The sequence below is a fragment of the Rhizobium sp. NLR16a genome (assembly GCF_017948245.1).
Lineage (GTDB): Bacteria > Pseudomonadota > Alphaproteobacteria > Rhizobiales > Rhizobiaceae > Rhizobium.
The window spans coordinates 63,482-83,970 of record NZ_CP072868.1 but is presented as its reverse complement, the minus strand read 5'-3'; the positions used below and the strand labels follow the sequence as shown (position 1 = coordinate 83,970).

At 61.8% G+C, this 20,489-nt stretch carries 22 protein-coding genes and 1 tRNA gene; 13 read left to right on the top strand and 10 right to left on the bottom strand.

Annotation, left to right across the window (positions count from 1 at the left end; translation table 11 throughout):
• Positions 1-97: 97 nt before the first annotated feature.
• Positions 98-622 (top strand): DUF2937 family protein, encoded by a 525-nt coding sequence (locus J7U39_RS25145; RefSeq protein WP_210632912.1) that lies wholly within the window; start codon positions 98-100, stop codon positions 620-622.
• 92 nt (positions 623-714) lie between these two features.
• On the opposite strand, the gene J7U39_RS25140 is transcribed toward J7U39_RS25145, so the two are convergent.
• Together J7U39_RS25140 and J7U39_RS25135 are read right to left on the bottom strand one after the other, a co-directional pair.
• Positions 715-791, bottom strand: a tRNA-Arg gene (locus J7U39_RS25140).
• Between the two features lie 54 nt (positions 792-845).
• Entirely contained in the window at positions 846-2,009 is a 1,164-nt protein-coding gene (locus J7U39_RS25135) for a M20 aminoacylase family protein (RefSeq protein ID WP_210632911.1), read from the bottom strand.
• A gap of 157 nt (positions 2,010-2,166) precedes the next feature.
• Between J7U39_RS25135 and J7U39_RS25130 the strand changes: the two genes are divergently transcribed.
• Positions 2,167-3,300 (top strand): D-alanyl-D-alanine carboxypeptidase family protein, encoded by a 1,134-nt coding sequence (locus J7U39_RS25130; RefSeq protein WP_210632910.1) that lies wholly within the window; start codon positions 2,167-2,169, stop codon positions 3,298-3,300.
• Between the two features lie 29 nt (positions 3,301-3,329).
• Positions 3,330-4,505 (top strand): GTP-binding protein, encoded by a 1,176-nt coding sequence (locus J7U39_RS25125; RefSeq protein WP_210632909.1) that lies wholly within the window; start codon positions 3,330-3,332, stop codon positions 4,503-4,505.
• Between the two features lie 60 nt (positions 4,506-4,565).
• On the opposite strand, the gene J7U39_RS25120 is transcribed toward J7U39_RS25125, so the two are convergent.
• From J7U39_RS25120 to J7U39_RS25100, 5 genes are all read right to left on the bottom strand, one after another.
• Positions 4,566-4,790 (bottom strand): sulfurtransferase TusA family protein, encoded by a 225-nt coding sequence (locus J7U39_RS25120; protein ID WP_210632908.1) that lies wholly within the window; start codon positions 4,788-4,790, stop codon positions 4,566-4,568.
• A 5-nt stretch (positions 4,791-4,795) separates the two neighbouring features.
• On the bottom strand, positions 4,796-6,028 hold the full coding sequence (locus J7U39_RS25115) for a murein L,D-transpeptidase family protein (RefSeq protein WP_210632907.1): 1,233 nt from the start codon (positions 6,026-6,028) through the stop codon (positions 4,796-4,798).
• A 196-nt stretch (positions 6,029-6,224) separates the two neighbouring features.
• Entirely contained in the window at positions 6,225-7,178 is a 954-nt protein-coding gene (locus J7U39_RS25110) for an acetyl-CoA carboxylase carboxyltransferase subunit alpha (RefSeq protein WP_210632906.1), read from the bottom strand.
• A gap of 63 nt (positions 7,179-7,241) precedes the next feature.
• On the bottom strand, positions 7,242-8,195 hold the full coding sequence (gene xerD, locus J7U39_RS25105; protein ID WP_210632905.1) for a site-specific tyrosine recombinase XerD: 954 nt from the start codon (positions 8,193-8,195) through the stop codon (positions 7,242-7,244).
• A 5-nt stretch (positions 8,196-8,200) separates the two neighbouring features.
• Positions 8,201-8,377 (bottom strand): hypothetical protein, encoded by a 177-nt coding sequence (locus J7U39_RS25100; protein WP_210632904.1) that lies wholly within the window; start codon positions 8,375-8,377, stop codon positions 8,201-8,203.
• A gap of 148 nt (positions 8,378-8,525) precedes the next feature.
• On the opposite strand from J7U39_RS25100, the gene J7U39_RS25095 reads away from it, so the two are divergent.
• Genes J7U39_RS25095 through J7U39_RS25085 form a run of 3 tightly spaced genes read left to right on the top strand, consistent with a single transcriptional unit; the run spans position 8,526 to position 11,553 of the window.
• Positions 8,526-9,113, top strand: coding sequence for a shikimate kinase (locus J7U39_RS25095; RefSeq protein WP_210632903.1), 588 nt, complete (start codon positions 8,526-8,528; stop codon positions 9,111-9,113).
• On the top strand, positions 9,110-10,243 hold the full coding sequence (aroB, locus tag J7U39_RS25090; RefSeq protein ID WP_210632902.1) for a 3-dehydroquinate synthase: 1,134 nt from the start codon (positions 9,110-9,112) through the stop codon (positions 10,241-10,243). Before J7U39_RS25095 ends, aroB begins: the two co-directional genes overlap by 4 nt.
• Positions 10,240-11,553 carry an HlyC/CorC family transporter gene (locus J7U39_RS25085; RefSeq protein WP_210632901.1) on the top strand — a complete coding sequence of 438 codons (1,314 nt, stop codon included), beginning with the start codon at positions 10,240-10,242 and terminating at the stop codon, positions 11,551-11,553. Before aroB ends, J7U39_RS25085 begins: the two co-directional genes overlap by 4 nt.
• Before the next feature lie 47 nt (positions 11,554-11,600).
• Here J7U39_RS25085 and J7U39_RS25080 read toward each other — a convergent pair whose 3' ends face one another.
• Positions 11,601-11,885, bottom strand: a complete 285-nt coding sequence (locus J7U39_RS25080) for a BolA family transcriptional regulator (RefSeq protein WP_210632900.1) — start codon at positions 11,883-11,885, stop codon at positions 11,601-11,603.
• Positions 11,886-11,987: 102 nt separating this feature from the next.
• On the opposite strand from J7U39_RS25080, the gene J7U39_RS25075 reads away from it, so the two are divergent.
• The 5 genes from J7U39_RS25075 to J7U39_RS25055 all read left to right on the top strand — a co-directional run bounded on the left by J7U39_RS25075 (position 11,988) and on the right by J7U39_RS25055 (position 17,497).
• Positions 11,988-12,605 (top strand): J domain-containing protein, encoded by a 618-nt coding sequence (locus J7U39_RS25075; RefSeq protein ID WP_210632899.1) that lies wholly within the window; start codon positions 11,988-11,990, stop codon positions 12,603-12,605.
• 309 nt (positions 12,606-12,914) lie between these two features.
• Positions 12,915-13,907 carry a cobaltochelatase subunit CobS gene (cobS, locus tag J7U39_RS25070; protein ID WP_210632898.1) on the top strand — a complete coding sequence of 331 codons (993 nt, stop codon included), beginning with the start codon at positions 12,915-12,917 and terminating at the stop codon, positions 13,905-13,907.
• A 13-nt stretch (positions 13,908-13,920) separates the two neighbouring features.
• Positions 13,921-15,822 carry a cobaltochelatase subunit CobT gene (cobT, locus tag J7U39_RS25065; protein ID WP_210632897.1) on the top strand — a complete coding sequence of 634 codons (1,902 nt, stop codon included), beginning with the start codon at positions 13,921-13,923 and terminating at the stop codon, positions 15,820-15,822.
• 24 nt (positions 15,823-15,846) lie between these two features.
• On the top strand, positions 15,847-16,872 hold the full coding sequence (locus J7U39_RS25060; protein WP_210632896.1) for an esterase-like activity of phytase family protein: 1,026 nt from the start codon (positions 15,847-15,849) through the stop codon (positions 16,870-16,872).
• Positions 16,873-16,930: 58 nt separating this feature from the next.
• Positions 16,931-17,497, top strand: a complete 567-nt coding sequence (locus J7U39_RS25055; RefSeq protein ID WP_210632895.1) for an AAA family ATPase — start codon at positions 16,931-16,933, stop codon at positions 17,495-17,497.
• 9 nt (positions 17,498-17,506) lie between these two features.
• On the opposite strand, the gene J7U39_RS25050 is transcribed toward J7U39_RS25055, so the two are convergent.
• Together J7U39_RS25050 and rpmB are read right to left on the bottom strand one after the other, a co-directional pair.
• A complete protein-coding gene (locus tag J7U39_RS25050) occupies positions 17,507-18,142 on the bottom strand; it encodes a VUT family protein (RefSeq protein WP_210632894.1) in 636 nt (211 codons plus the stop codon).
• Positions 18,143-18,251: 109 nt separating this feature from the next.
• Positions 18,252-18,551: a 50S ribosomal protein L28 gene (gene rpmB / locus J7U39_RS25045; protein WP_003567078.1), complete on the bottom strand. Its 300-nt coding sequence runs from the start codon at positions 18,549-18,551 to the stop codon at positions 18,252-18,254.
• Between the two features lie 237 nt (positions 18,552-18,788).
• Between rpmB and J7U39_RS25040 the strand changes: the two genes are divergently transcribed.
• Positions 18,789-19,568: a DUF3108 domain-containing protein gene (locus J7U39_RS25040; protein WP_210632893.1), complete on the top strand. Its 780-nt coding sequence runs from the start codon at positions 18,789-18,791 to the stop codon at positions 19,566-19,568.
• Between the two features lie 30 nt (positions 19,569-19,598).
• A complete protein-coding gene (locus tag J7U39_RS25035) occupies positions 19,599-20,489 on the top strand; it encodes an EamA family transporter (RefSeq protein WP_210632892.1) in 891 nt (296 codons plus the stop codon).

Here is a 20,489-nt window from a genome sequence, read left to right as displayed (position 1 = left end):
CCGCCGGTTCAATCACATAGCGTTACCGATTGTGTCGAAGGCAGAAACCTTTGCGGCCGCGGATCGTTAGCGCAGGAAACAGCCGGAGGCCACGATCGTGGGACAGATTGCAAGGATCATCGCCATTGCCGCCGGACTTGCCGGCGGCACGGTCTTTTCGCAGGCGCCGGAATTTGCGCAGCAATATCGCCAGCGGATCGGCGGGGCGATCGATGAACTGCGTATCATCGTCGAGGACTTCAACCGCCAAGCCGCCCAGCATCAGCTCGACCGCGAGCAGGCGCTGAACGCCTATGCCCAATCTTCCGACGATTTCCTGCGCGACCGCGGCGTCTCGATGCAGAGCACGATTACCCGTTACGAAGCACTGCAGTCGCAGCAACTGAAACTCGGCACCGCCGCCCCGGTCGCCAAGCCCTTCGTGCTGCTGAGGAATGCGGATGATGTGGTTTTCGCCAATACCTGGCGCGACTTCGTGCCTGGAGTGCCGATGAGCTTTGCCGGCCTCGTCTGGGGCGTAATCGGTTTTGCCGGCGGATGGGTGGTGGCGGCGCTGCCGGGGCTAGGGGCACGGCGGATCATAAGGAGACGAGGAGCCTATCGTCAGGTACCGCGAGCTTAATACGGGGCAAAGCCGTTCGGCGGTGATCTACAAGACGAGATCAGTCATTCCACCCATTCCCGCAGTGGCCATATGGCTCAGCGCTTGAAAAATGGTGATCCCGGCGCGATTCGAACGCGCGACCCCCAGATTAGGAATCTGGTGCTCTATCCTGCTGAGCTACGGGACCACTTGGATGCCATGCATACAAAAGGCTTGGCGCGAAGCCAAGTCTTAATTCTTATCAGAGACCCAAGCGTTGTTCGGCAAGGCGGACCCAGTAGGAGATGCCGTGGGCTATGGCTTCGTCGTTGAAGTCGTAGGCCGGGTTGTGGAGGCCGGCGCTGTCGCCGTTGCCGATGAAGATGAAGGCGCCAGGGCGGGCGTTCAGCATATAGGAAAAATCCTCGCCGCCCATCATCGGATCGATTTCGGCATTGACGTTCGCCTCACCGGCAATGGCGCTGGCGATGGCGACGGCATGCTCGGTCTCATCGGGATGGTTGATGGTGACGGGGTAGTTGCGATTGAAGCTGATCTCGGCCTCGGCGCCATGGGCTGCGACCAGGCCTTCGATAATCTGCCGGAAGCGCGTTTCGGCAAGTGTGCGCATGTCGGCGTCCAGCGTGCGGACTGTGCCGGCGAAGGTCGCGTCATTGGGGATGACGTTATGGGCAAAACCGGCATTGAACTTGGTCACCGAGACGACGACCGAGCTGATCGGATCGGCGGTGCGCGAGGCGATCATCTGCAGGTTGGCGACGATCTGGGCGGCGATGGCGATCGGGTCGATCGTCCGGTGCGGCTGGGCGGCGTGGCCGCCGCGGCCCTTGATGGTGACGGTGAATTCGTCGGTCGCCGCCATGATGGCGCCCTTGCGGATCGCAAACTGTCCCACAGGCAGGCCCGGCAGGTTGTGCATGCCGTAGACCTCTTCGATTTCGAAGCGCTCCATCATGCCATCCTTGACCATCAGATTGCCGCCGCCGCCGCCTTCTTCGGCGGGCTGGAAGATGACGGCGACATTGCCGTTGAAATTGCGGGTTTCGGCGAGATATTTCGCGGCGCCGAGCAACATGGCGGTATGGCCGTCATGGCCGCAGGCATGCATCTTGCCGGGTGTCTTCGAGGCCCAGGGCTTGCCGGTGACTTCGGTAAGCGGCAGGGCATCCATGTCGGCGCGCAGGCCGATCGTGCGGCGGCCTGCGCCGTTGCCTTTGATCAGGCCGACGACCCCGGTGCGGCCGATGCCGGTGACGATATCGTCGACCCCGAATTCCTTGAGTTTTTCAGCGACGAAAGCGGCCGTGTTTTCCACTGCGAAAAGAAGCTCGGGCCGGGCGTGGATATGGCGGCGCCATTCGGCGACTTCGTCCTGCAATTCCGCGGCTCTGTTCAAAATCGGCATATTGGCGTTCCTGTTATCAAATCCCGACAATCACTCGTCGCTTCAAAAGGGCGTGAGGCCCATGCAAATACTTCGTCAATGACCTTTGCCATGTCATAGCCATATAGGCTAGATAGATGAAGGTTGCGAGATTTTCCGGACATCTGAAGGACGAACCGTGTCGACGAGCCACTTCCGTTTGTTTGCCGCCATGCGGCCGTTTCGTTTCATGATTGCCGCGACTGCCGCTTTTGTCGCCTCGGTTTCGCTCGTTCAGGCCAATCCGCATATTCTCGTCGACGTGCAGACAGGCCGCGTACTCGAACACGAAGAAGCCTTCCGCAAGTGGTATCCGGCCTCGCTCACCAAGCTGATGACCGTCTATACCGTCTTCGATGCGATCCGCGCCGGTCAAATCAGCCTCGATACGCCCATCGTCATGAGCAAACGCGCCGCCGCCCAACCGGCCGCCAAGATGTATTTCAAGCCGGGCCAGAAGCTGACGCTCGACAGTGCCTTGAAGATCCTGATGGTGAAGTCAGCCAACGACATTGCGGTTGCGGTCGCAGAAGCCATTGGCGGTACGCAGGAAGGTTTCGTGACCCGGATGAACGGCGAGGCACTGAAGCTCGGCATGACGGATTCGCACTTCGTCAATCCGAACGGTCTGCCCGGCAAAGGCCAGTACACCACGGCGCGCGACCTTGCGGTGCTGACGGTGGCGCTGCGCCGCGAGTTTCCGCAATATGCCAGCTATTTCGCGCTTGAAGGATTCACCACCGGCCAGCAGAACGTCCCGAACCTCAACATGCTGATCGGCCGTTTCGCTGGCGCCGACGGCATGAAGACCGGTTTCATCTGCGCCTCGGGCTTCAACCAGATTGGTTCGGCGACGCGCAACGGCCGCACGCTTGTTTCCGTCGTGCTCGGCACGGACAGTCTCGCGGCGCGTGCCGATGCGACGGCGAACCTGTTGCAGAAGGGCTTTACGACGCAGTTTCCCGGCAGCGACACGCTCGGTTCGTTGAAGCCCTACGGGCCGGGACAAGACCAAGTGACCGACATCACCGCCGATATCTGCAGCGCCAAGGGCGCCAAGATACGCAGCGAAACGCGCGACGAGGTCGGCCGCATGAAGGTGCACTCGCCCTATATTCTGGAAATGGACCACGACCCGCAATTCGTCTTCGCCGGGCTCATTCCGGGGCAGGACCCGCAGCCGCCGCAGCAGCCGGAAAAGGTGGCGACCGGCGATACGGCTGGCGGCATCGCCAACGTGCCGGTGCCGCTGCCGCGCCCGACCGCGTTCTAAGACAAGATGGCTTCCAAGGTAAGGCAGATATGAGCGCGTTCAACGACAGGATTCCGGTCACCATTTTGACCGGCTTTCTCGGCGCCGGCAAATCGACGCTGCTGAACCGTATCCTCAAAGACCCCGACATGAAGGATGCGGCTGTCATCATCAATGAGTTCGGTGATGTCGGCATCGACCATCTGCTGGTCGAAAGTTCCGGCGATTCGATCATCGAATTGTCCGATGGCTGTCTCTGCTGCACCGTGCGCGGCGAGCTTGTCGATACACTGGCGAACCTGATGGACGCCGTGCAGACGGGCCGCGTCAAGCCGGTGAAGCGCGTCGTCATCGAAACGACTGGCCTTGCCGATCCGGCGCCCGTCATGCAGGCGATCATGGGCAATCCGGTCATTGCCACAAATTTCGAACTCGACGGCGTCGTGACGGTCGTCGATGCGGTCAACGGACTGCAGACGCTCGACAATCACGAGGAAGCACGCAAGCAGGCGGCCGTCGCAGACCGGCTGATCGTCTCGAAGACATCGATGGCCGGCGCAACGGCGGAGCTGGAACAGCGCTTGCGGACGCTCAATCCGCGCGCGGCGATGATGGATGCCGACGGCGCCGAGGCCGGCAGCGCCGCCGTGTTGGTGAACGGGCTCTATGATCCGGCGACGAAGATCGCCGATGTCGGCCGCTGGCTGCGGGATGAGGATGCGCATGAGGCGCATCACCACGCTCACGGCCACGGTCAGGCTCACGATGGCGATCACCGTCACCACCACCATGGCCGCCGCCATGATCACGGCCATGCGGGTCAGGATCCGCACGACGTCAATCGTCACGATGCTTCTATCCGGTCTTTCTCCATCGTCGAAGAGAAGCCGATCGATCCAATGGCGCTCGAAATGTTCGTCGATCTCTTGCGCTCGGCTCATGGCGAAAAGCTGCTGCGGATGAAGGCGATCGTCTCCGTCTCCGACCGGCCGGAACGGCCGTTGGTGCTGCACGGCGTCCAGAGTATCTTCCACCCGCCGGTGCGGCTGCCGGCGTGGCCGGATCCGCAAGACCGGCGCACCCGTATGGTGCTGATCACCAAGGACCTGTCTGAGGCCTTCGTGAAGGATCTCTTTGACGCCTTCCTCGGCAAGCCGCGGATCGACACACCGGATCGTCAGGCGCTGTCCGACAATCCACTCGCCATTCCGGGTTTGCGAATCTAATAGCGCGCCGCGTCGTTCCTATCGCGTCCGATTCTCAGGCCGATGCGCTGGCGACATGTTTTACCGCTTGCGGATCAGGAAGCGATGACCGCTCTCAGTCTTTTCCGTCTCGATCAGGTCGTGGCCGTCCTCATTGCAGAAATGCGGCATGTCGATCACCGCCAGCGGATCGCTGGTGTCGACGAGGATGAGCGTGCCGCTTGCCAGGGCGGCAAGCTTCTTGCGTGTCTTCATCACGGGCAATGGGCATTTCAGGCCGCGAAGATCATAGAGAACGGGGTTCAAGCCGTTCAGTTCCGCGCCCAGAATTTCCAGAACGGCTTCTTTGCCGCGGCTTCTGCCGTCTCCTGCGGTTCGGGCGCGGGCGCGGCATAAGCGAGCGGATTTTGCATCGGCACCGGCACGACCGCAGGTGTCGCGGCGGCGACGCTCGTTGCCTGCGGCTGGGCCGGCGTTGCGGGTGTGGCGCCGGCCGCGGAGTTGGCGGTGAGGCTCTGCGTCGTGCGCTTGGCCATCAGCTCTTCGAGTTCGGCGACCTTGACCATGCGGCCGGCTTCGAGCGAGGTGCCAGTCGGGGCATAAGCCAGTTCTCGGCCCTTGCGCGTCTTGGCGACCACGGCTTTGCGCTCGGCTTCGGACGGGTCGTACCAGGCCATGCCGTCATATTTGCTCATCGCCTTGGCATATTCGGCGTCATAGGTCTTGCCGTAGGAGGCAAGGGCTGCTGTCAGTGCCGGCGGCGTCGACATGGCAGGGCATTTGCCGGCGGCATTGAAGGCCCCGCCATCGGTTGCCTGCTGGTTGAAGACGTATTTCTTCTCGCAGACATTGACCTCGGGCGGGCGCTTCGTCACTTCGAAATTGTCGTAGCCGACCTTCAGCATCTTCCAGAAGTCATTGTTCGGGTCGAGACGATGCTTGACCATGTTTTCCGCCGTCATGCGGAACGGAAACGCCTGCAGCTGCACCGTCGACTGGCCGCCCTTGAAAGCGTCGCGGGCAAAGGCGTAGATCTCCAGCACCTGCTGGTCGGTCATCGAATAGCAGCCCGAGGACGAGCAGGCGCCATGGATCATCAGATCGGAGCCGGTGCGGCCGTTCACCGCGTCGTAGCGGTTCGGGAAGCCGGTGTTGATCGCCAGATAATATTTGGAATTCGGGTTCAGGTTGGCGCGTGTCAGCTCGTAGAAGCCTTCCGGCGCCTGCCGGTCGCCGGTCTTGACCTTCGGACCGAGGCGGCCGGACCAGGCGCAGATCTTATAATCGGCGATCTTGTCGAAACGGTTGTCGGTCTTCGCTTTCCAGATCTCCATTGCACCTTCTTCCTTGAAGATGCGGATCATGATGGGCGAATTGCGGTCCATGCCCTTGGCGGCCATGGCGTTGAGGATATGGGGAGGAAGCGGCTGCTCGACCTTGTTCTTGACCTTGGAGAGATCGACCTGCGCGGTTTCCAACGCGTCATTGCAGCCGGTGAGAGCCAGCGCCATGAGGGAAACATAGGCAAAATGACGTATGCGCATCCAAACTAGCCCATAAAGATAGTGCGACCCGGTCCGCCTATGGAGTTCGGGCATTGGAAGGAATCATAGGCGGCTTATACTTTATAAAACCTTACCAGCCTATGACGTGCCTCGAACATCCCCGCAAGCGCGAATGTTACAGATAATATCAATGTGGCCAAGATTTGGCCCCAATCGCTGAAAAGCGCAACTTGCCTTAGAGGTTGCGCCCCATATTGAGGAATTTCTGACGCCGCTCATTGCGCAGCTGTTCGCCGGAACGCGATGCCATTTCGCCGAGCGCATTGGCAATCACGTCGCCGGTTGCGGCGATGACGCTGTCGGGGTCGCGATGGGCGCCGCCGAGCGGCTCGGAAATGATGCCGTCGATGACGCCGAGCGATTTCAGGTCTTCGGCGGTGATCTTCATGTTGGTGGCCGCTTCTCGGGCGCGGGTGGAATCGCGCCAGAGGATGGAGGCCGCCCCTTCCGGCGAAATGACGCTGTAGATCGAATGCTCGAGCATATAGACCCTGTTGCCGGTGGCAATCGCGATCGCGCCGCCCGAGCCGCCCTCGCCGATGACGACGGAAACGAGGGGAACCTTGACGCCGAGACACATTTCCGTCGAACGGGCGATCGCCTCGGCCTGGCCGCGCTCCTCGGCGCCGACACCGGGATAGGCGCCGGCCGTATCCACCAGCGAAATCACAGGCAGGCCGAAACGGTCGGCCATTTCAAGAATGCGGATCGCCTTGCGGTAGCCTTCAGGGCGTGGGCTGCCGAAATTGTGCTTCAGGCGCGTCTTGGTGTCGTTGCCCTTTTCCTGGCCGATGACGGCGACGGGCTGGCCGCGAAAGCGGGCGAGGCCCGCCTGGATGGCGGCGTCCTCGGAAAACTTGCGGTCGCCGGCAAGCGGGGTGAATTCCTGAAACAGCGTCTTGGCGTAATCGATAAAATGCGGGCGCTGCGGGTGGCGGGCGACCTGCGTCTTCTGCCAGGCATTGAGCTTGGAATAGATTTCGACGATCGCCTCGCGGACGCGAACCTCCAGCCTTCCGATTTCATCGGTGGTGTCGATGCTCTCGTCTTCCGTTGCGAGCTTCTTCAGCTCGATGATCTTGCCTTCGAGGTCGGAGATCGGCTTTTCGAAGTCGAGATAATTGTGCATGAGGTGCGTTTCCGTTCCTTGTGCCGCGGGGCGTTTTCCTGGCTCCGCCCCTTGTCGCCGGTCCTATTCGTGCTTTTTCGCCTGTTTGGCAAGGGGGTGATGCGTCTGGACGAGCTGCTGCAGCCGCTCTTCGAGGACATGTGTGTAGATCTGTGTGGTCGAAATGTCCGAATGGCCGAGGAGTTCCTGCACGACACGCAGATCGGCTCCGTTGGCAAGCAGGTGGCTGGCAAAGGCGTGGCGCATGACGTGCGGCGAGATCAGCGACGGCGTCAGGCCGGCGCGGATCGCCAGGTTCTTGAGGTCGCGTGCGAAGACCTGGCGCGGCAGATATCCCTCCTTGGAGGCGGCGGGAAACAGCCAGGCGCTTTCCAGCGGCTCCTTCGCCGCGGCGGTTTCGGCCGCCAGCAGGCGCCCATACGACTTCAGGGCTGCGATCGCCGAATGCGACAGCGGCACCAGCCGCTCCTTGTTGCCCTTGCCGCGGATCATCAGGAAGCGGCCCTCCTGGTCGAGCACGCGGGCGGGAAGCGAGACGAGTTCGCTGACGCGCATGCCGGTGGCATAGAGCAGCTCCAGCAGCGCCAGCATGCGCAGGCGCTGCAACTGGCCGGGGGCCGGATCGTCGGCCTCGGCCTGCGCTTGGGACAGCAGGCGGCCGACCTCCTCGACCCCCATCGTCTTCGGCAGCGGACGCCCCTTCTTCGGCGCGTCGAGAACACCGGTGGGGTCGTCGGTCCGCAGGCCCTCGGCATAGAGGAACTTGTAGAATTGCCGCATGGCGGCAAGCCGGCGTGCCTGCGAGGAAGGCTTGAAGCCCTGGCGCGCCAGCGAGGCGAGATAGGCGGCCAGGTCGGTCGAGGCGGCTTCGGTCAACCTTATGCTGCGGCCATTCAGGAAAGCGCTGACATCGTCGAGGTCGCGCTGGTAGGATTGCAGGGTGTTGGCGGCAGCGCCACGTTCGGCGCTCATCATTTCCAGGAAGGATTCCACGTGGACGCGGCTTAGATCCATCATCTCACTCACTTCCCTGTCGTGTTGATCGTGCCCGTCGCCGGCGGGTTGACCCGCTCGGAGGGAATACGGATCGTCACGTCGCGCTGCTGCGGCTCGACGAAGGTCACGAGCGCCCACATCGCTCCGTAAACCGTCCCGGCGAGGATCGCGCAGAAGAACAGGAAACGGAACAGGGTCGGCATCCGGCAACTCCTTCATGCTCTGCTTCTGTTATAAGAAGCGTATTCGCAAGTGCAAGAAGCGCTATTCAAGCCATGATTCCCTTGTCCGCGACTTGACGCTCCACCTGCATTTGTCGATACGGTTTGCAAACAAAGTGTGAATGGACCGATGAGTGAACCGCTGCTGACCGTTGCTGACAGCCTGAAAGACAGAGCTCGCGCTGCGCTCGGTTCACGCAATCTGGTCCTCGTCGGGCTGATGGGCGCCGGCAAATCCTCCGTCGGGCGCATCGTCGCCAGCCAACTCGGCATTCCCTTCATCGACAGCGATCATGAAATCGAGCGGGTGTCGCGCATGACGATCGCCGAACTTTTCGCAGCCTATGGCGAAGAAGAGTTCCGGGCGTTGGAAACGCGGGTGATGAAACGGCTCCTCAAGGGTGGACCACGTGTCGTCTCCACCGGCGGCGGCGCCTTCATCAACGACCGCACGCGCAGGCATATCAAGAAGGGCGGCCTTTCGATCTGGCTGAAGGCGGACCTCGACGTGCTTTGGGAGCGGGTCAACAAGCGTGACACGCGGCCACTGCTCAAGACCGAAAATCCGAAGCAGACCCTCGAAAACCTGATGAACGCGCGTTATCCGATCTATGCGCAGGCAGATCTCACCGTACTCTCGCGTGATGTGCGCAAGGAAATCATGGCAGACGAGGTGCTGAAGGCCGTGGTCGAACAGAAAGAAAGTGCAGCATCATGAATGCGATAAGCTCCACCTCATCAGTCCAGACGGTGCATGTGCCGCTCGGCGAGCGCGCCTATGACATCCTGATCGGGCCGGGGCTGATTGGGCGGGCCGGCGCCGAGATCGCCTCGCGTCTCAAGGCCCGCAAGGCGGCGATCATCACCGACGAGAATGTCGCACCGCTCTATCTCGAGACCCTCGCCGCAAGCCTGAATGCGGCAGGTATTGTCTCGGCCGAGGTCGTGCTGCCGGCCGGCGAAAAGACGAAGAGCTTCGAACACCTCATCGATGTCTGCGACAATGTGCTCGAAGCCCGCGTCGAGCGCAACGACTGCGTGATCGCGCTCGGCGGCGGTGTGATCGGTGATCTCTCTGGCTTTGCGGCCGGCATCGTCCGCCGCGGCGTGCGCTTCGTGCAGGTGCCGACTTCGCTGCTGGCGCAGGTCGATTCCTCCGTCGGCGGCAAGACCGGCATCAATTCCCCTCGCCATGGCAAGAATCTGATCGGCGTCTTCCATCAGCCGGACCTGGTTCTGGCCGATACGGAGGTGCTGAATACACTGAGCGAGCGAGAATTCCGCGCAGGTTACGCCGAGATCGCAAAGTATGGGCTGATCGACAAACCGGATTTTTTCGCCTGGCTGGAAGCGAACTGGAAGTCGGTGTTTACAGGCGGCTCCGCCCGCATTGAGGCAATCGCTGCCAGCTGCCAGGCGAAAGCCGATGTCGTCGTTGCCGACGAGCGGGAGACCGGCCAGCGGGCGCTGCTCAATCTCGGCCATACGTTCGGCCATGCGCTGGAAGCGGCGACCGCCTATGACAGCCGCCGCCTCGTGCACGGTGAAGGCGTGTCGATCGGCATGGTGCTGGCGCATGAGTTTTCCGCACGAATGAATCTTGCGAGTCCCGACGATGCACGGCGCGTCGAGCGGCATCTGAAGGAGGTCGGCTTGCCGACTACCATGGCCGAAATTCCTGGCGAGCTGCCGCCGGCGGAATCGCTGATGGAGGCGATCGCACAGGACAAGAAGGTCAAGAGCGGCAAGCTCACCTTCATCCTGACGCGCGGTATCGGCCAGTCCTTCGTCGCCGACGATGTTCCGGCATCCGAAGTGCTCAGTTTTCTCAGGGAAAAACATCCTTGACGACGATCGAAGGCGTTCTGACATTTGTCGCGGCCTATTGGCCGGAGATCCTTTCGATCATGGCGCTCGTACTGATGTCCGCCTTCTGTTCCGGCACGGAGACTGCGCTCACCGCCGTTTCGCGCAGCCGTATCCACACGCTTGAGGTCAACGGCGACGAACGCGCCGGCCTCGTCCGTCAGCTGATCGAACGGCGCGACCGGCTGATCGGTACGCTGCTGATCGGCAACAATCTTGCCAACATCCTCTCCTCCTCGATCGCCACCAGCCTCTTCCTCGGGCTGTTCGGCAGTTCGGGCGTGGCGCTGGCGACGCTCGCCATGACCATCATCCTCGTCATCTTCGCCGAAGTGCTGCCGAAGAGCTGGGCGATCTCGGCGCCGGAACGCTTCGCGCTTGCCGTCGCATTTCCCACGAGACTCTTCGTCGCCATCGTCGGCCCGGTGTCCTCCTTCGTCAACGCGCTTGTGCGGCGGATCCTGGCGCTGTTCGGCATCAATCTTTCGCGGGAAGTTTCGATGCTGACGGCGCATGAGGAGCTGCGCGGCGCCGTCGATCTCCTGCACCGCGAGGGATCGGTAGTGAAGGCCGACCGCGACCGCCTCGGCGGCGTGCTTGACCTCAGCCAGCTGGAACTCTCCGACATCATGGTCCATCGCACCAAGATGCGGGCGATCAATGCCGACGATCCGCCGGAAGCGGTGGTGCGCGCCATTCTCGAAAGCCCCTATACGCGCATGCCGCTGTGGCGCGGCACGATCGACAACATCATCGGCGTCGTCCACGCCAAGGATCTCTTGCGGGCGCTTGCCGAACCGCACATGGAGCCGCAGAATCTCGATATCGTGAAGATCGCGCAGAAGCCCTGGTTCGTGCCGGACAGCACCAATCTCGAGGACCAGCTCAACGCCTTCCTGCGACGCAAGCAGCATTTCGCCGTCGTCGTCGACGAATATGGCGAGGTTCAGGGCATCGTCACGCTGGAGGATATTCTCGAGGAAATCGTCGGCGACATTTCCGACGAGCACGATATCGAGATGCAGGGCGTGCGCCAGGAGGCGGACGGCTCGGTCGTCGTCGATGGCAGTGTGCCGATCCGCGATCTCAACCGCGCGCTCGACTGGAACCTGCCCGACGAGGAGGCGACGACCATCGCCGGCCTCGTCATCCATGAATCGATGACCATCCCGGAAGAGCGTCAGGCCTTCACCTTCTACGGCAAACGTTTCGTCGTCATGAAGCGGGAGAAAAACCGCATCACCAAGCTGCGCATCCGCCCCGCGCAGGAAGACGATACGAAACCGGTGTGATCCGGTTGGATTGCCTGCGCCTTATACCCATATAGGCTGCTGGGCCGCTACCAGCGGGTGGGTTCACCCGGTGCCGCCGGTTCGACGGCCAGCGCGTGCAGGCCGGCATCGAGCTCCGGTTTCAACAGGTCGGTGATCGCCCGGTGGCGCGCCAGGCGGGAGAGGCCGGCAAATTTTGCCGAAACGATCCTCACCCGCATGTGGGTTTCGCCGGTGCCTGTGATGTCAGGCTGGTGGCCGGCATGCAGATGGCTTTCGTCGATGACGCTCAAGCGTTCGGGTGCGAAGGCTTCGACAAGTTTTTCTTCGATGCGGGATCGCAGGGTCATCATCCGGTCTTGCTGCTTCGCGAAAAGGGTTCCCACCAAGCCAGCAACATTCCCATTTGTCAATTCTTGTTGTCGCCTCGCGACAGCCTCATAATTAGCGCCGCCATGAGACTTGATTCCAAATATTTCGATCGCATCCGCACACGCCGCAAACGCGAGCAGGAGGCAGAGCAGGCGCCGCCTACCTGCCAGTGGGACGGCTGCGACAAAAAAGGCTCGCATCGCGCTCCGGTAGGGCGCAATGCGGAAGGCCAGTTCTTTTTGTTCTGCTTCGAGCACGTCAAGGAATACAACAAGGGCTACAATTATTTCTCCGGCCTTTCGGACGGCGAGATCGCGCGCTACCAGAAAGAGGCGATCACCGGCCATCGGCCGACATGGACCGTCGGCGTCAACAAGGCGGCGAAGGACAGTCCGCTGCATTCCGAGGTACGCTCCGGCGCCTATACACGCGTTCGCGATCCCTTCGGCTTCGTCAAGGAAGGCGGCAAGGGCAACGGCCCGCGCTTTCCCCAGGCACGCAAGCTGAAATCGCTCGAAAGCAAAGCCTTCGACACGATGGGTCTGCATGCCAACGCGACGTCGGCAGAGATCAAGAGCCGCTACAAGGAGCTGGTCAAGAAGCACCATCCGGATGCCAATGGCGGTGACCGCGGCTCGGAAGAGCGCTTCCGCGCTGTCATCCAGGCCTATCAATTGTTGAAGCAGAACGGTTTTTGTTAATTCCCGTCCTTGCTCTTGGGCTTCAATCGGGTATGGTCCAAATCGGCTGAGGCCGCAGGCAAACGCGGCTCCTATCTGCGTGTTTTCCCGACATCGCCTCGGCCGACCTTCCGGACGCGGCGTTTCTTGTCCGGGACTCTTTCAAGAATGCTCGCACGCGGTCATCATCCCGCCGAGGTTTCGTTTCAGTCCCGGAGAAGTATCGCCGACGTTCCGACCTGGACGGGCGCGGAATAAAATCGCGGCGTCACGGTTGCGACATGGCCTGAGACAGTTTGGCCGGGTGGCTTCACCCGCCTTGGAGACATGATGAGCAAGATCGACCTCGATATTTCAGAACTGCCCGACACCACCGTTTCGGTCCGCGAGACCTTCGGCATCGATTCCGACATCCGCGTTCCCGCCTACAGCAAGGGTGACGCCTATGTGCCGGATCTCGATCCCGACTACCTGTTCGACCGCGAGACGACGCTCGCCATTCTCGCAGGCTTCGCGCATAACCGTCGCGTGATGATCTCCGGCTACCACGGCACGGGCAAATCCTCGCATATCGAACAGGTGGCGGCGCGCATCAACTGGCCTTGCGTGCGCATCAACCTCGACAGCCATGTCAGCCGTATCGATCTGGTCGGCAAGGACGCGATCGTCGTCAAGGACGGGCTGCAGGTCACGGAGTTCAAGGACGGCATCCTGCCCTGGGCCTATCAACACAATGTCGCGCTCGTCTTCGACGAATATGATGCCGGCCGTCCCGACGTGATGTTCGTCATCCAGCGCGTGCTGGAATCGTCCGGCCGCCTGACGCTGCTCGACCAGAGTCGCGTCATCCGGCCGCACCCCGCTTTCCGCCTGTTTGCCACTGCCAATACGATCGGCCTCGGTGACACCACAGGCCTCTATCACGGCACGCAGCAGATCAACCAGGCGCAGATGGACCGCTGGTCGATCGTGACGACGTTGAACTACCTGCCGCATGATCACGAAGTGAACATCGTCGCCGCCAAGGTGAAGAGCTTCGGCAAGGACAGGGAAGGGCGCGATATCGTCTCGAAGATGGTTCGCGTTGCCGATCTCACGCGCGCCGCCTTCATGAACGGCGATCTTTCGACCGTCATGAGCCCGCGCACGGTCATCACCTGGGCCGAGAATGCCGAAATCTTTGGCGACCTCGCCTTTGCCTTCCGCGTCACCTTCCTTAACAAGTGCGACGAGCTGGAGCGCCCGCTGGTCGCCGAGCACTATCAGCGCGCCTTCGGCGTGGAGCTGAAGGAAAGCGCCGCCAACATCGTCCTCGGAGCCTGAGGCCCGACCGACCATGGCAGCTCGCGGTGACAATTCGAAAGCAAAGCCCGGTGCGCCCGTCGACGTCGAGCCGTTGCGCCGGGCGATATCCGGTTGCGTCCGCTCGATCGCCGGCGACGGCGATGTGGAGGTGACCTTCGCCAATGAACGGCCTGGTATGACCGGCGAGCGCATCCGGCTGCCGGAGCTTTCCAAGCGGCCGACGGCGCATGAGCTGGCGGTCACCCGCGGGCTCGGCGATTCCATGGCGTTGCGCCTCGCCTGCCATGACGAGAAGATGCATACGACCATGGCGCCGCAGGGCTCGGACGCCCGGGCGATCTTCGATGCGGTCGAGCAGGCGCGTGTCGAATCGATCGGCACGCTGCGCATGGAGGGCGTGGCGGCGAACCTGCGCTCCATGACGGAAGAGAAATATGCCAAGGCGAATTTCACCGGTATCGAGCGCCAGGAAGACGCGCCGATCGGCGAAGCCGTCGCCATGATGGTGCGCGAGAAGCTGACCGGCCAACGTCCGCCTGAAACCGCCGGCAAGGTGCTCGATCTCTGGCGCGGTTTCATCGAAGACAAGGCGGGGGCTGAACTCGCTAACCTGTCGGGCGCGATCAACGACCAGCAAGCCTTCGCCAAGGTCGTCCGCAACATGCTGTCGGTGATGGAGATGGCCGAGGAGTATGGCGACGACGACAGCGAAGCCGACAATGACGATCAGTCGGAGCAGGAAGAACAGCCGAGCGGCGACGAGCAGGATCAGGACGAAGTCGACGAGGATGCCGGCACCGATGCCGCCCCCGTCGAGGACAGCGAAGTCTCCGACGAGCAGATGGAGGACGGCGAGACTGAAGGCGCCGAAATCTCCGACGACGACATGATGGAAGAGGGCGAGGACGATTCGGAAACGCCGGGCGAGACCCGGCGTCCGAACACGCCTTTTGCCGATTTCAACGAAAAGGTCGATTATCACGTCTATACCGAAGAGTTCGACGAGATCATCACCGCCGAGGAACTCTGCGACGCCGCCGAGCTGGAGCGCCTGCGCGCCTTCCTCGACAAGCAGCTGGCGCATCTGCAGGGCGCGGTCGGGCGTCTTGCCAACCGGCTGCAGCGCCGCTTGATGGCGCAGCAGAACCGCTCCTGGGATTTCGATCTGGAGGAGGGTTATCTGGATACGGCCCGGTTGCAGCGCATCATCATCGATCCGATGCAGCCGCTCTCCTTCAAGATGGAGCGCGACACGCAGTTCCGCGACACTGTCGTCACGCTGCTCATCGACAATTCCGGTTCCATGCGCGGTCGGCCGATCACCGTGGCTGCCACCTGCGCCGACATTCTCGCCCGGACGCTGGAACGCTGCGGCGTCAAGGTCGAGATTCTCGGCTTTACGACAAAGGCCTGGAAGGGCGGGCAGGCGCGTGAAACCTGGCTCGCCGGCGGCAAACCGCAGACGCCCGGTCGTCTCAACGACCTGCGTCACATCATCTACAAGTCGGCCGACGCACCCTGGCGGCGCGCACGCGCCAATCTCGGGCTGATGATGCGCGAAGGGCTGCTCAAGGAAAACATTGACGGCGAGGCGCTGATCTGGGCGCATAACCGCCTGCTCGCCCGCCGCGAGCAGCGCCGCATTCTGATGATGATCTCGGACGGGGCGCCGGTCGACGATTCGACGCTGTCGGTCAATCCGGGCAATTATCTCGAACGGCATCTGCGCGCCGTCATCGAGCAGATCGAGACGCGCTCGCCTGTCGAAATGCTGGCGATCGGCATCGGTCATGACGTGACACGCTACTATCGCCGAGCCGTGACGATCGTCGATGCGGACGAGCTTGCCGGGGCGATGACCGAACAGCTTGCCTCACTCTTCGAAGATCAATCCGCCCAGCCGCGCGGCGGCCGGTTGCGCCGTGCCGGCTGACGCTCCTGCAAGGAAACACGTGGAATGATGGTCAAGCGCCTCTGCCGCGCGGCATCGGTCTCGCTGTGCCTCGCAGGGGGCGCTCCCGCGGCGATGGCCGGCGACGAAATCCCCGTCATTAGCCGGCAAATTACCGATTTCAGGATCGGATCGTCGCAGACGAAGTTCGGATCGCTGGAATTTCTCGGTGGGCTGGAGATGGTTTCCAGCCGCGCGCTGTTCGGGTCGCTTTCCTCAATCCGTTTCCGGCCGGACCAGAAACACTTCGTCGTCGTGCTCGATACCGGCCAGTGGCTGACCGGCAGCATCGAGCGCGATGCCGGGGGCAGGCTTTCGGGCCTTTCTCAGGTCGAGATTACCCCGATGAAGAACCGCGCCGGCCGCAGCCTCGAGGGCAAGGGCTATATGGATGCCGAGGGCCTGGCGCTCGACGGCGACCGCATTTTGGTCTCTTTCGAGCAAGATCATCGCGTCGACGCCTATCCCGATCCCGGCTTTGCGGAATCGCGCGCGATCGCGACCCTGCCGATCCTCATCCCGCGCACGATGCTGAGCGATAATCGCGGTATCGAAACCATTGCCGTGGCGCCCGCCTCCAGTCCGTTGAAGGGCGGCATGGTCATTGTCTCCGAGCGCGGTCTCGATAGCGAGGGCAACCGGATGGCGGCCATTCTCAGCGGCCCGCTGAAAGGGGTGTTCTCGATCAAACGCGACGGCAGCTTCGACGTTACCGACGGCGCCTTCCTGCCGGACGGCGACCTGCTGCTCCTGGAGCGGCGGTTCAATATGGCCGAAGGCATCGGCATGCGGCTTCGACGCATCAAAGGCGCCGATATCCGGCCGGGGGCCGTCGTCGATGGCGAATTGCTGATCGAAGGCAATTTCAACTCACAGATTGACAATATGGAAGGACTTGACGTGTTCCAGGCCGCCGACGGCACGGTCAATATCATTATGGTGTCGGACGACAACCACTCGATCCTGCAGCGCAATCTGATGCTGGAATTCCGGCTCTCCGATCGCCACGTGCTCAGCGCGGCGTCAGATTGACGTCACATGCATCGGCTATCCCATGGTCGCATCGAGAGCAGTTTTCGGAGGGACAGTCGTGGTGCATGTTCATATCATGGGTGCCTCCGGTTCCGGCACGACATCGCTCGGCCATACGCTTGCCGAACGGCTTGATATCGCCCATCTCGATACCGATGATTTCTTTTGGCTGCCGACCGATCCGCCATTCACGACGCCGCGCGACGCCGAAGAACGCATAAGACTGCTTCTTGCCGAGGCGGCACGGCATGACGGCTGGATCCTCTCCGGATCGGCGCTGAAATGGGCGAGGCAGATCGAGCCGTTCTATGATCTGATCGTGTTCCTCAGGATTGAGCCGGAGCTGCGGATGGCGCGCATCCGTGCGCGGGAGATTGCCCGCTACGGAGACAGGATCGGGCCCGGCGGCGATATGGAAATCAAGAGCGGGGAATTCATGGAATGGGCGGCAAGTTACGACACGGCTGGCCCGGAACGTCGCAGCCTCGCGGCGCATGAGCAATGGTTGGAAACGCAGACGGCCCCGGTCCTGCGGCTCGATTCGTCACGAGAGATCGATGATCTGGTTGCAGAGGTTCTGCTGCATCCCGCCATCGCCACCGGCGCGGTCCGGCAGCGTCGTTGAACCCATCGTTTAGCCGACGCGCACAGGCTGCATCGGCCGCAACACGTTCATGAGCGCGCCATAGGGCAGCAGCATGACGAGGCCCACGATCATCTTGACGGCGAAATCGCCGAGCGCCCAGGAAATCCAGCGCGGGGCCTCAGTGGAAAATACACCGAGGATCGGGGCCAGCTCGAGCGCGAACGGCTCGTTCGGACCGAGGAAGACGAAAAACGCGGCGAAGGACAGCGAGAAGAACATCACCGTATCAAGCGCCGAGCCGATCAGCGAGCCCAAGAGCGGCGCGCGCCACCAGGCCTGGCGGCGAAGGCGGTTGAAGACGGCGATATCGAGCAGCTGGCCGGCGAGATAGGCCGAGCCGGAAGCGATGGCGATACGCGGCACTGACGTAAAGAAGGAGAGCGTCACGCCGACGACGAAGCCGGCAAAGACGACCTTGCGGGCTGCCTGCGGGCCGAACTGGCGGTTGGTCAGGTCGGTGATCAGGAAGGCGACCGGATAGGAGAAGGCGCCCCAGGTCAGGATGTCGGCCAGGTTGATGCCGGCGACTTCGGCGTTCAGCGGAAACTGAACGAGGAAGTTGGAAGCGACGACGACAAGCGTCATCAGGGCGACATAGGCAATCGTATAGCGCGTCTTCAGCATTTTTTTATCCTGGGTGATGCCACCAGTTGGAGTGCTCAGGCAAAGCAAAAGGCCTGACCGGGTTTATCCGTCCAAGCCTTTCGAAGCCGTATGAAAGAAGGGCAGAAGCTTAGGCAGCAACAGCCGCTTCGGCGGTCTTCTTGACGATCTGACGGCGCAGCAGGCGCGCGCGCATCGACAGTTCGTTTTCGCTTGCCTTGATCAGGAAGGCATCGAGGCCGCCACGATGCTCGACGGAGCGAAGGGCAGCAGCCGAAACGCGAAGACGATAACGCTGGTTGAGAGCGTCGGAAATCAGCGTTACCTGGCACAGGTTCGGCAGGAACCGGCGCTTGGTCTTGTTGTTGGCATGGCTGACATTGTTACCAGTCAGGACGGCCTTGCCGGTCAATTCGCACACGCGGGACATTGAACACCTATTCTTGTTTTCTCGGGCCATCGAATTGCCATCCCCGGCAAAACCGGGCTCGCAATCCAACAGCCATGATTGGAAAGTTGCGGTTCTATAGTCAGAGAGGCTGCGCGCGTCAAGCCAAACCTTGGCCTTTCCCGCAATTCCGTCAAAAAGCTGCTGTTTTCTTCCCTTCAAGGCAGGAGTATAGAACTCCCGACAGGGCTGCCGGCGCGGCAAGACAAGGCTTCATTCATGGCTCATTCGGGCAGACGCATTTTCATTTCGGCTATCGCCGCACTGCTTGCCATACCGGCATCGGCGGCCGAGGTCCAGCATCAGACGGTCTATCGGGTGACGCTTGCCGGCCTGCCGATCGCGCGCGCCGCGTTCCTGACGCAGATCGAGGACGATCACTCTTACAAGATCGCCGGCGATATCAAATCCGCCGGCCTTGCTGATCTCGTCAAGACCATCTCGGCTAAGACCAGCGTCACCGGCGTCGTCCGTAATGATCGGCTGCAGGCGCTGAAATATTCGCTCTATTACAAGAGCGGCAAGAAGGCCCGCGTCTACGAGGTCAGCTACCGCAACGGCGACATCATATCGGCGACGACGACGCCGCCGCCGAAAAGGCCGAAGAACTGGATTGACGTCACGCCGGGCGACATGCGTTCGGTGCTCGATCCGATCTCCGGCCTTGTTTTCACCGGGGACACCAAGGTCTGCGCGCAGACGCTGCCGATCTTCGACGGCGAGACGCGCATGGACCTGGTGCTTTCGCCGAAAGGCGACGAGGATTTCAAGACCGATGGCTTCAAGGGCAAGGCGGTCGTCTGCGGCGTGCGTTTCGTGCCGCGCTCAGGCTACAAGAAGGGCCGCAAGGACATCGACTATCTCAGCAAGAGCGACCGCATGGAAATCTGGTTTGCCAAGTCGGACGCGGCAAATGTATATGCTCCTGTTTATGTGCGCATTCCGACCGAATATGGAATGGTGACGATCACTGCCGTCAAATACGGCAGCGTCGGCTGACGGAGCTTTCGCCTCCGTGAAGGAGGACAGGTGAAATTTCGCGCGACGCTGATTGGTTTTACGGCCATTCTGATGTGGTCGTTCCTGGCGCTGTTGACGGCCGGCTCCGGCAAGATGCCGCCCTTCCAGCTGTCGGCCGTCTGCTTTGCGATCGGCAGCATTCCCGGCCTCGTCATGCTTGTCCTCAACCCGGCGCGGCTGGCGTTGCTGAAGCAGCCGCCAAAGGTCTGGATAACAGGTATTGCAGGCTTGTTCGGCTATCATTTCCTCTATTTTACGGCGCTCAGGAACGCGCCGGCGGTGGAGGCGGGACTGATCGCCTATCTCTGGCCGTTGTTGATCGTGGTCGGCTCGGCGCTGCTGCCGGGCGAACGGTTGCGCTGGTATCACGTGGCGGGCGCGCTCGCCGGGCTTTGCGGCACCTTCCTGATCGTCGGCCGCAACGGCATCGATTTCGACGGCGCCTACGCGGTCGGTTATGGGGCGGCCTTCCTCTGCGCCTTCACATGGTCGGGCTATTCGCTGCTGACCAGGCGTTTTGAAGCCGTTTCCACCGATGTCGTTACCGGCTTTTGCCTTGTCACTTCCGTCCTGTCGCTCTTCTGCCATCTCGGCCTGGAGGCAACCGTCTGGCCGGCGACGATGTTCGAATGGGTTGCCGTCATCGGGCTCGGGCTCCTGCCCGTGGGGGCTGCCTTCTACGCCTGGGATTATGGCGTCAAGAACGGTGATATCCAGATTCTCGGTGCGGCAAGTTATGCCGCGCCGCTGCTGTCGACGCTCATCCTGACGCTGTTCGGATTTGCCGAGCCGAGCTGGCGCATTGCTCTCGCCTGCCTGCTCGTCACCGGTGGAGCGGTGCTCGCTGCCCAGGAACTGGTCCGCCGCAAGATTCCGGCGCAGCCTGCGGCAGCCGAGTAG

Excerpts from the sequence above, each read along its gene's own strand:
- J7U39_RS25135 (WP_210632911.1), bottom strand. The coding sequence starts at position 2,009 with ATGCCGATTTTGAACAGAGCCGCGGAATTGCAGGACGAAGTCGCCGAA.
- J7U39_RS25125 (WP_210632909.1), top strand. The coding sequence starts at position 3,330 with ATGAGCGCGTTCAACGACAGGATTCCGGTCACCATTTTGACCGGCTTT.
- J7U39_RS25115 (WP_210632907.1), bottom strand. The coding sequence starts at position 6,028 with ATGCGCATACGTCATTTTGCCTATGTTTCCCTCATGGCGCTGGCTCTC.
- J7U39_RS25110 (WP_210632906.1), bottom strand. The coding sequence starts at position 7,178 with ATGCACAATTATCTCGACTTCGAAAAGCCGATCTCCGACCTCGAAGGC.
- xerD (WP_210632905.1), bottom strand. The coding sequence starts at position 8,195 with ATGATGGATCTAAGCCGCGTCCACGTGGAATCCTTCCTGGAAATGATG.
- J7U39_RS25100 (WP_210632904.1), bottom strand. The coding sequence starts at position 8,377 with ATGCCGACCCTGTTCCGTTTCCTGTTCTTCTGCGCGATCCTCGCCGGG.
- J7U39_RS25095 (WP_210632903.1), top strand. The coding sequence starts at position 8,526 with ATGAGTGAACCGCTGCTGACCGTTGCTGACAGCCTGAAAGACAGAGCT.
- aroB (WP_210632902.1), top strand. The coding sequence starts at position 9,110 with ATGAATGCGATAAGCTCCACCTCATCAGTCCAGACGGTGCATGTGCCG.
- J7U39_RS25080 (WP_210632900.1), bottom strand. The coding sequence starts at position 11,885 with ATGATGACCCTGCGATCCCGCATCGAAGAAAAACTTGTCGAAGCCTTC.
- J7U39_RS25075 (WP_210632899.1), top strand. The coding sequence starts at position 11,988 with ATGAGACTTGATTCCAAATATTTCGATCGCATCCGCACACGCCGCAAA.
- cobS (WP_210632898.1), top strand. The coding sequence starts at position 12,915 with ATGAGCAAGATCGACCTCGATATTTCAGAACTGCCCGACACCACCGTT.
- cobT (WP_210632897.1), top strand. The coding sequence starts at position 13,921 with ATGGCAGCTCGCGGTGACAATTCGAAAGCAAAGCCCGGTGCGCCCGTC.
- J7U39_RS25060 (WP_210632896.1), top strand. The coding sequence starts at position 15,847 with ATGATGGTCAAGCGCCTCTGCCGCGCGGCATCGGTCTCGCTGTGCCTC.
- J7U39_RS25050 (WP_210632894.1), bottom strand. The coding sequence starts at position 18,142 with ATGCTGAAGACGCGCTATACGATTGCCTATGTCGCCCTGATGACGCTT.
- rpmB (WP_003567078.1), bottom strand. The coding sequence starts at position 18,551 with ATGTCCCGCGTGTGCGAATTGACCGGCAAGGCCGTCCTGACTGGTAAC.
- J7U39_RS25040 (WP_210632893.1), top strand. The coding sequence starts at position 18,789 with ATGGCTCATTCGGGCAGACGCATTTTCATTTCGGCTATCGCCGCACTG.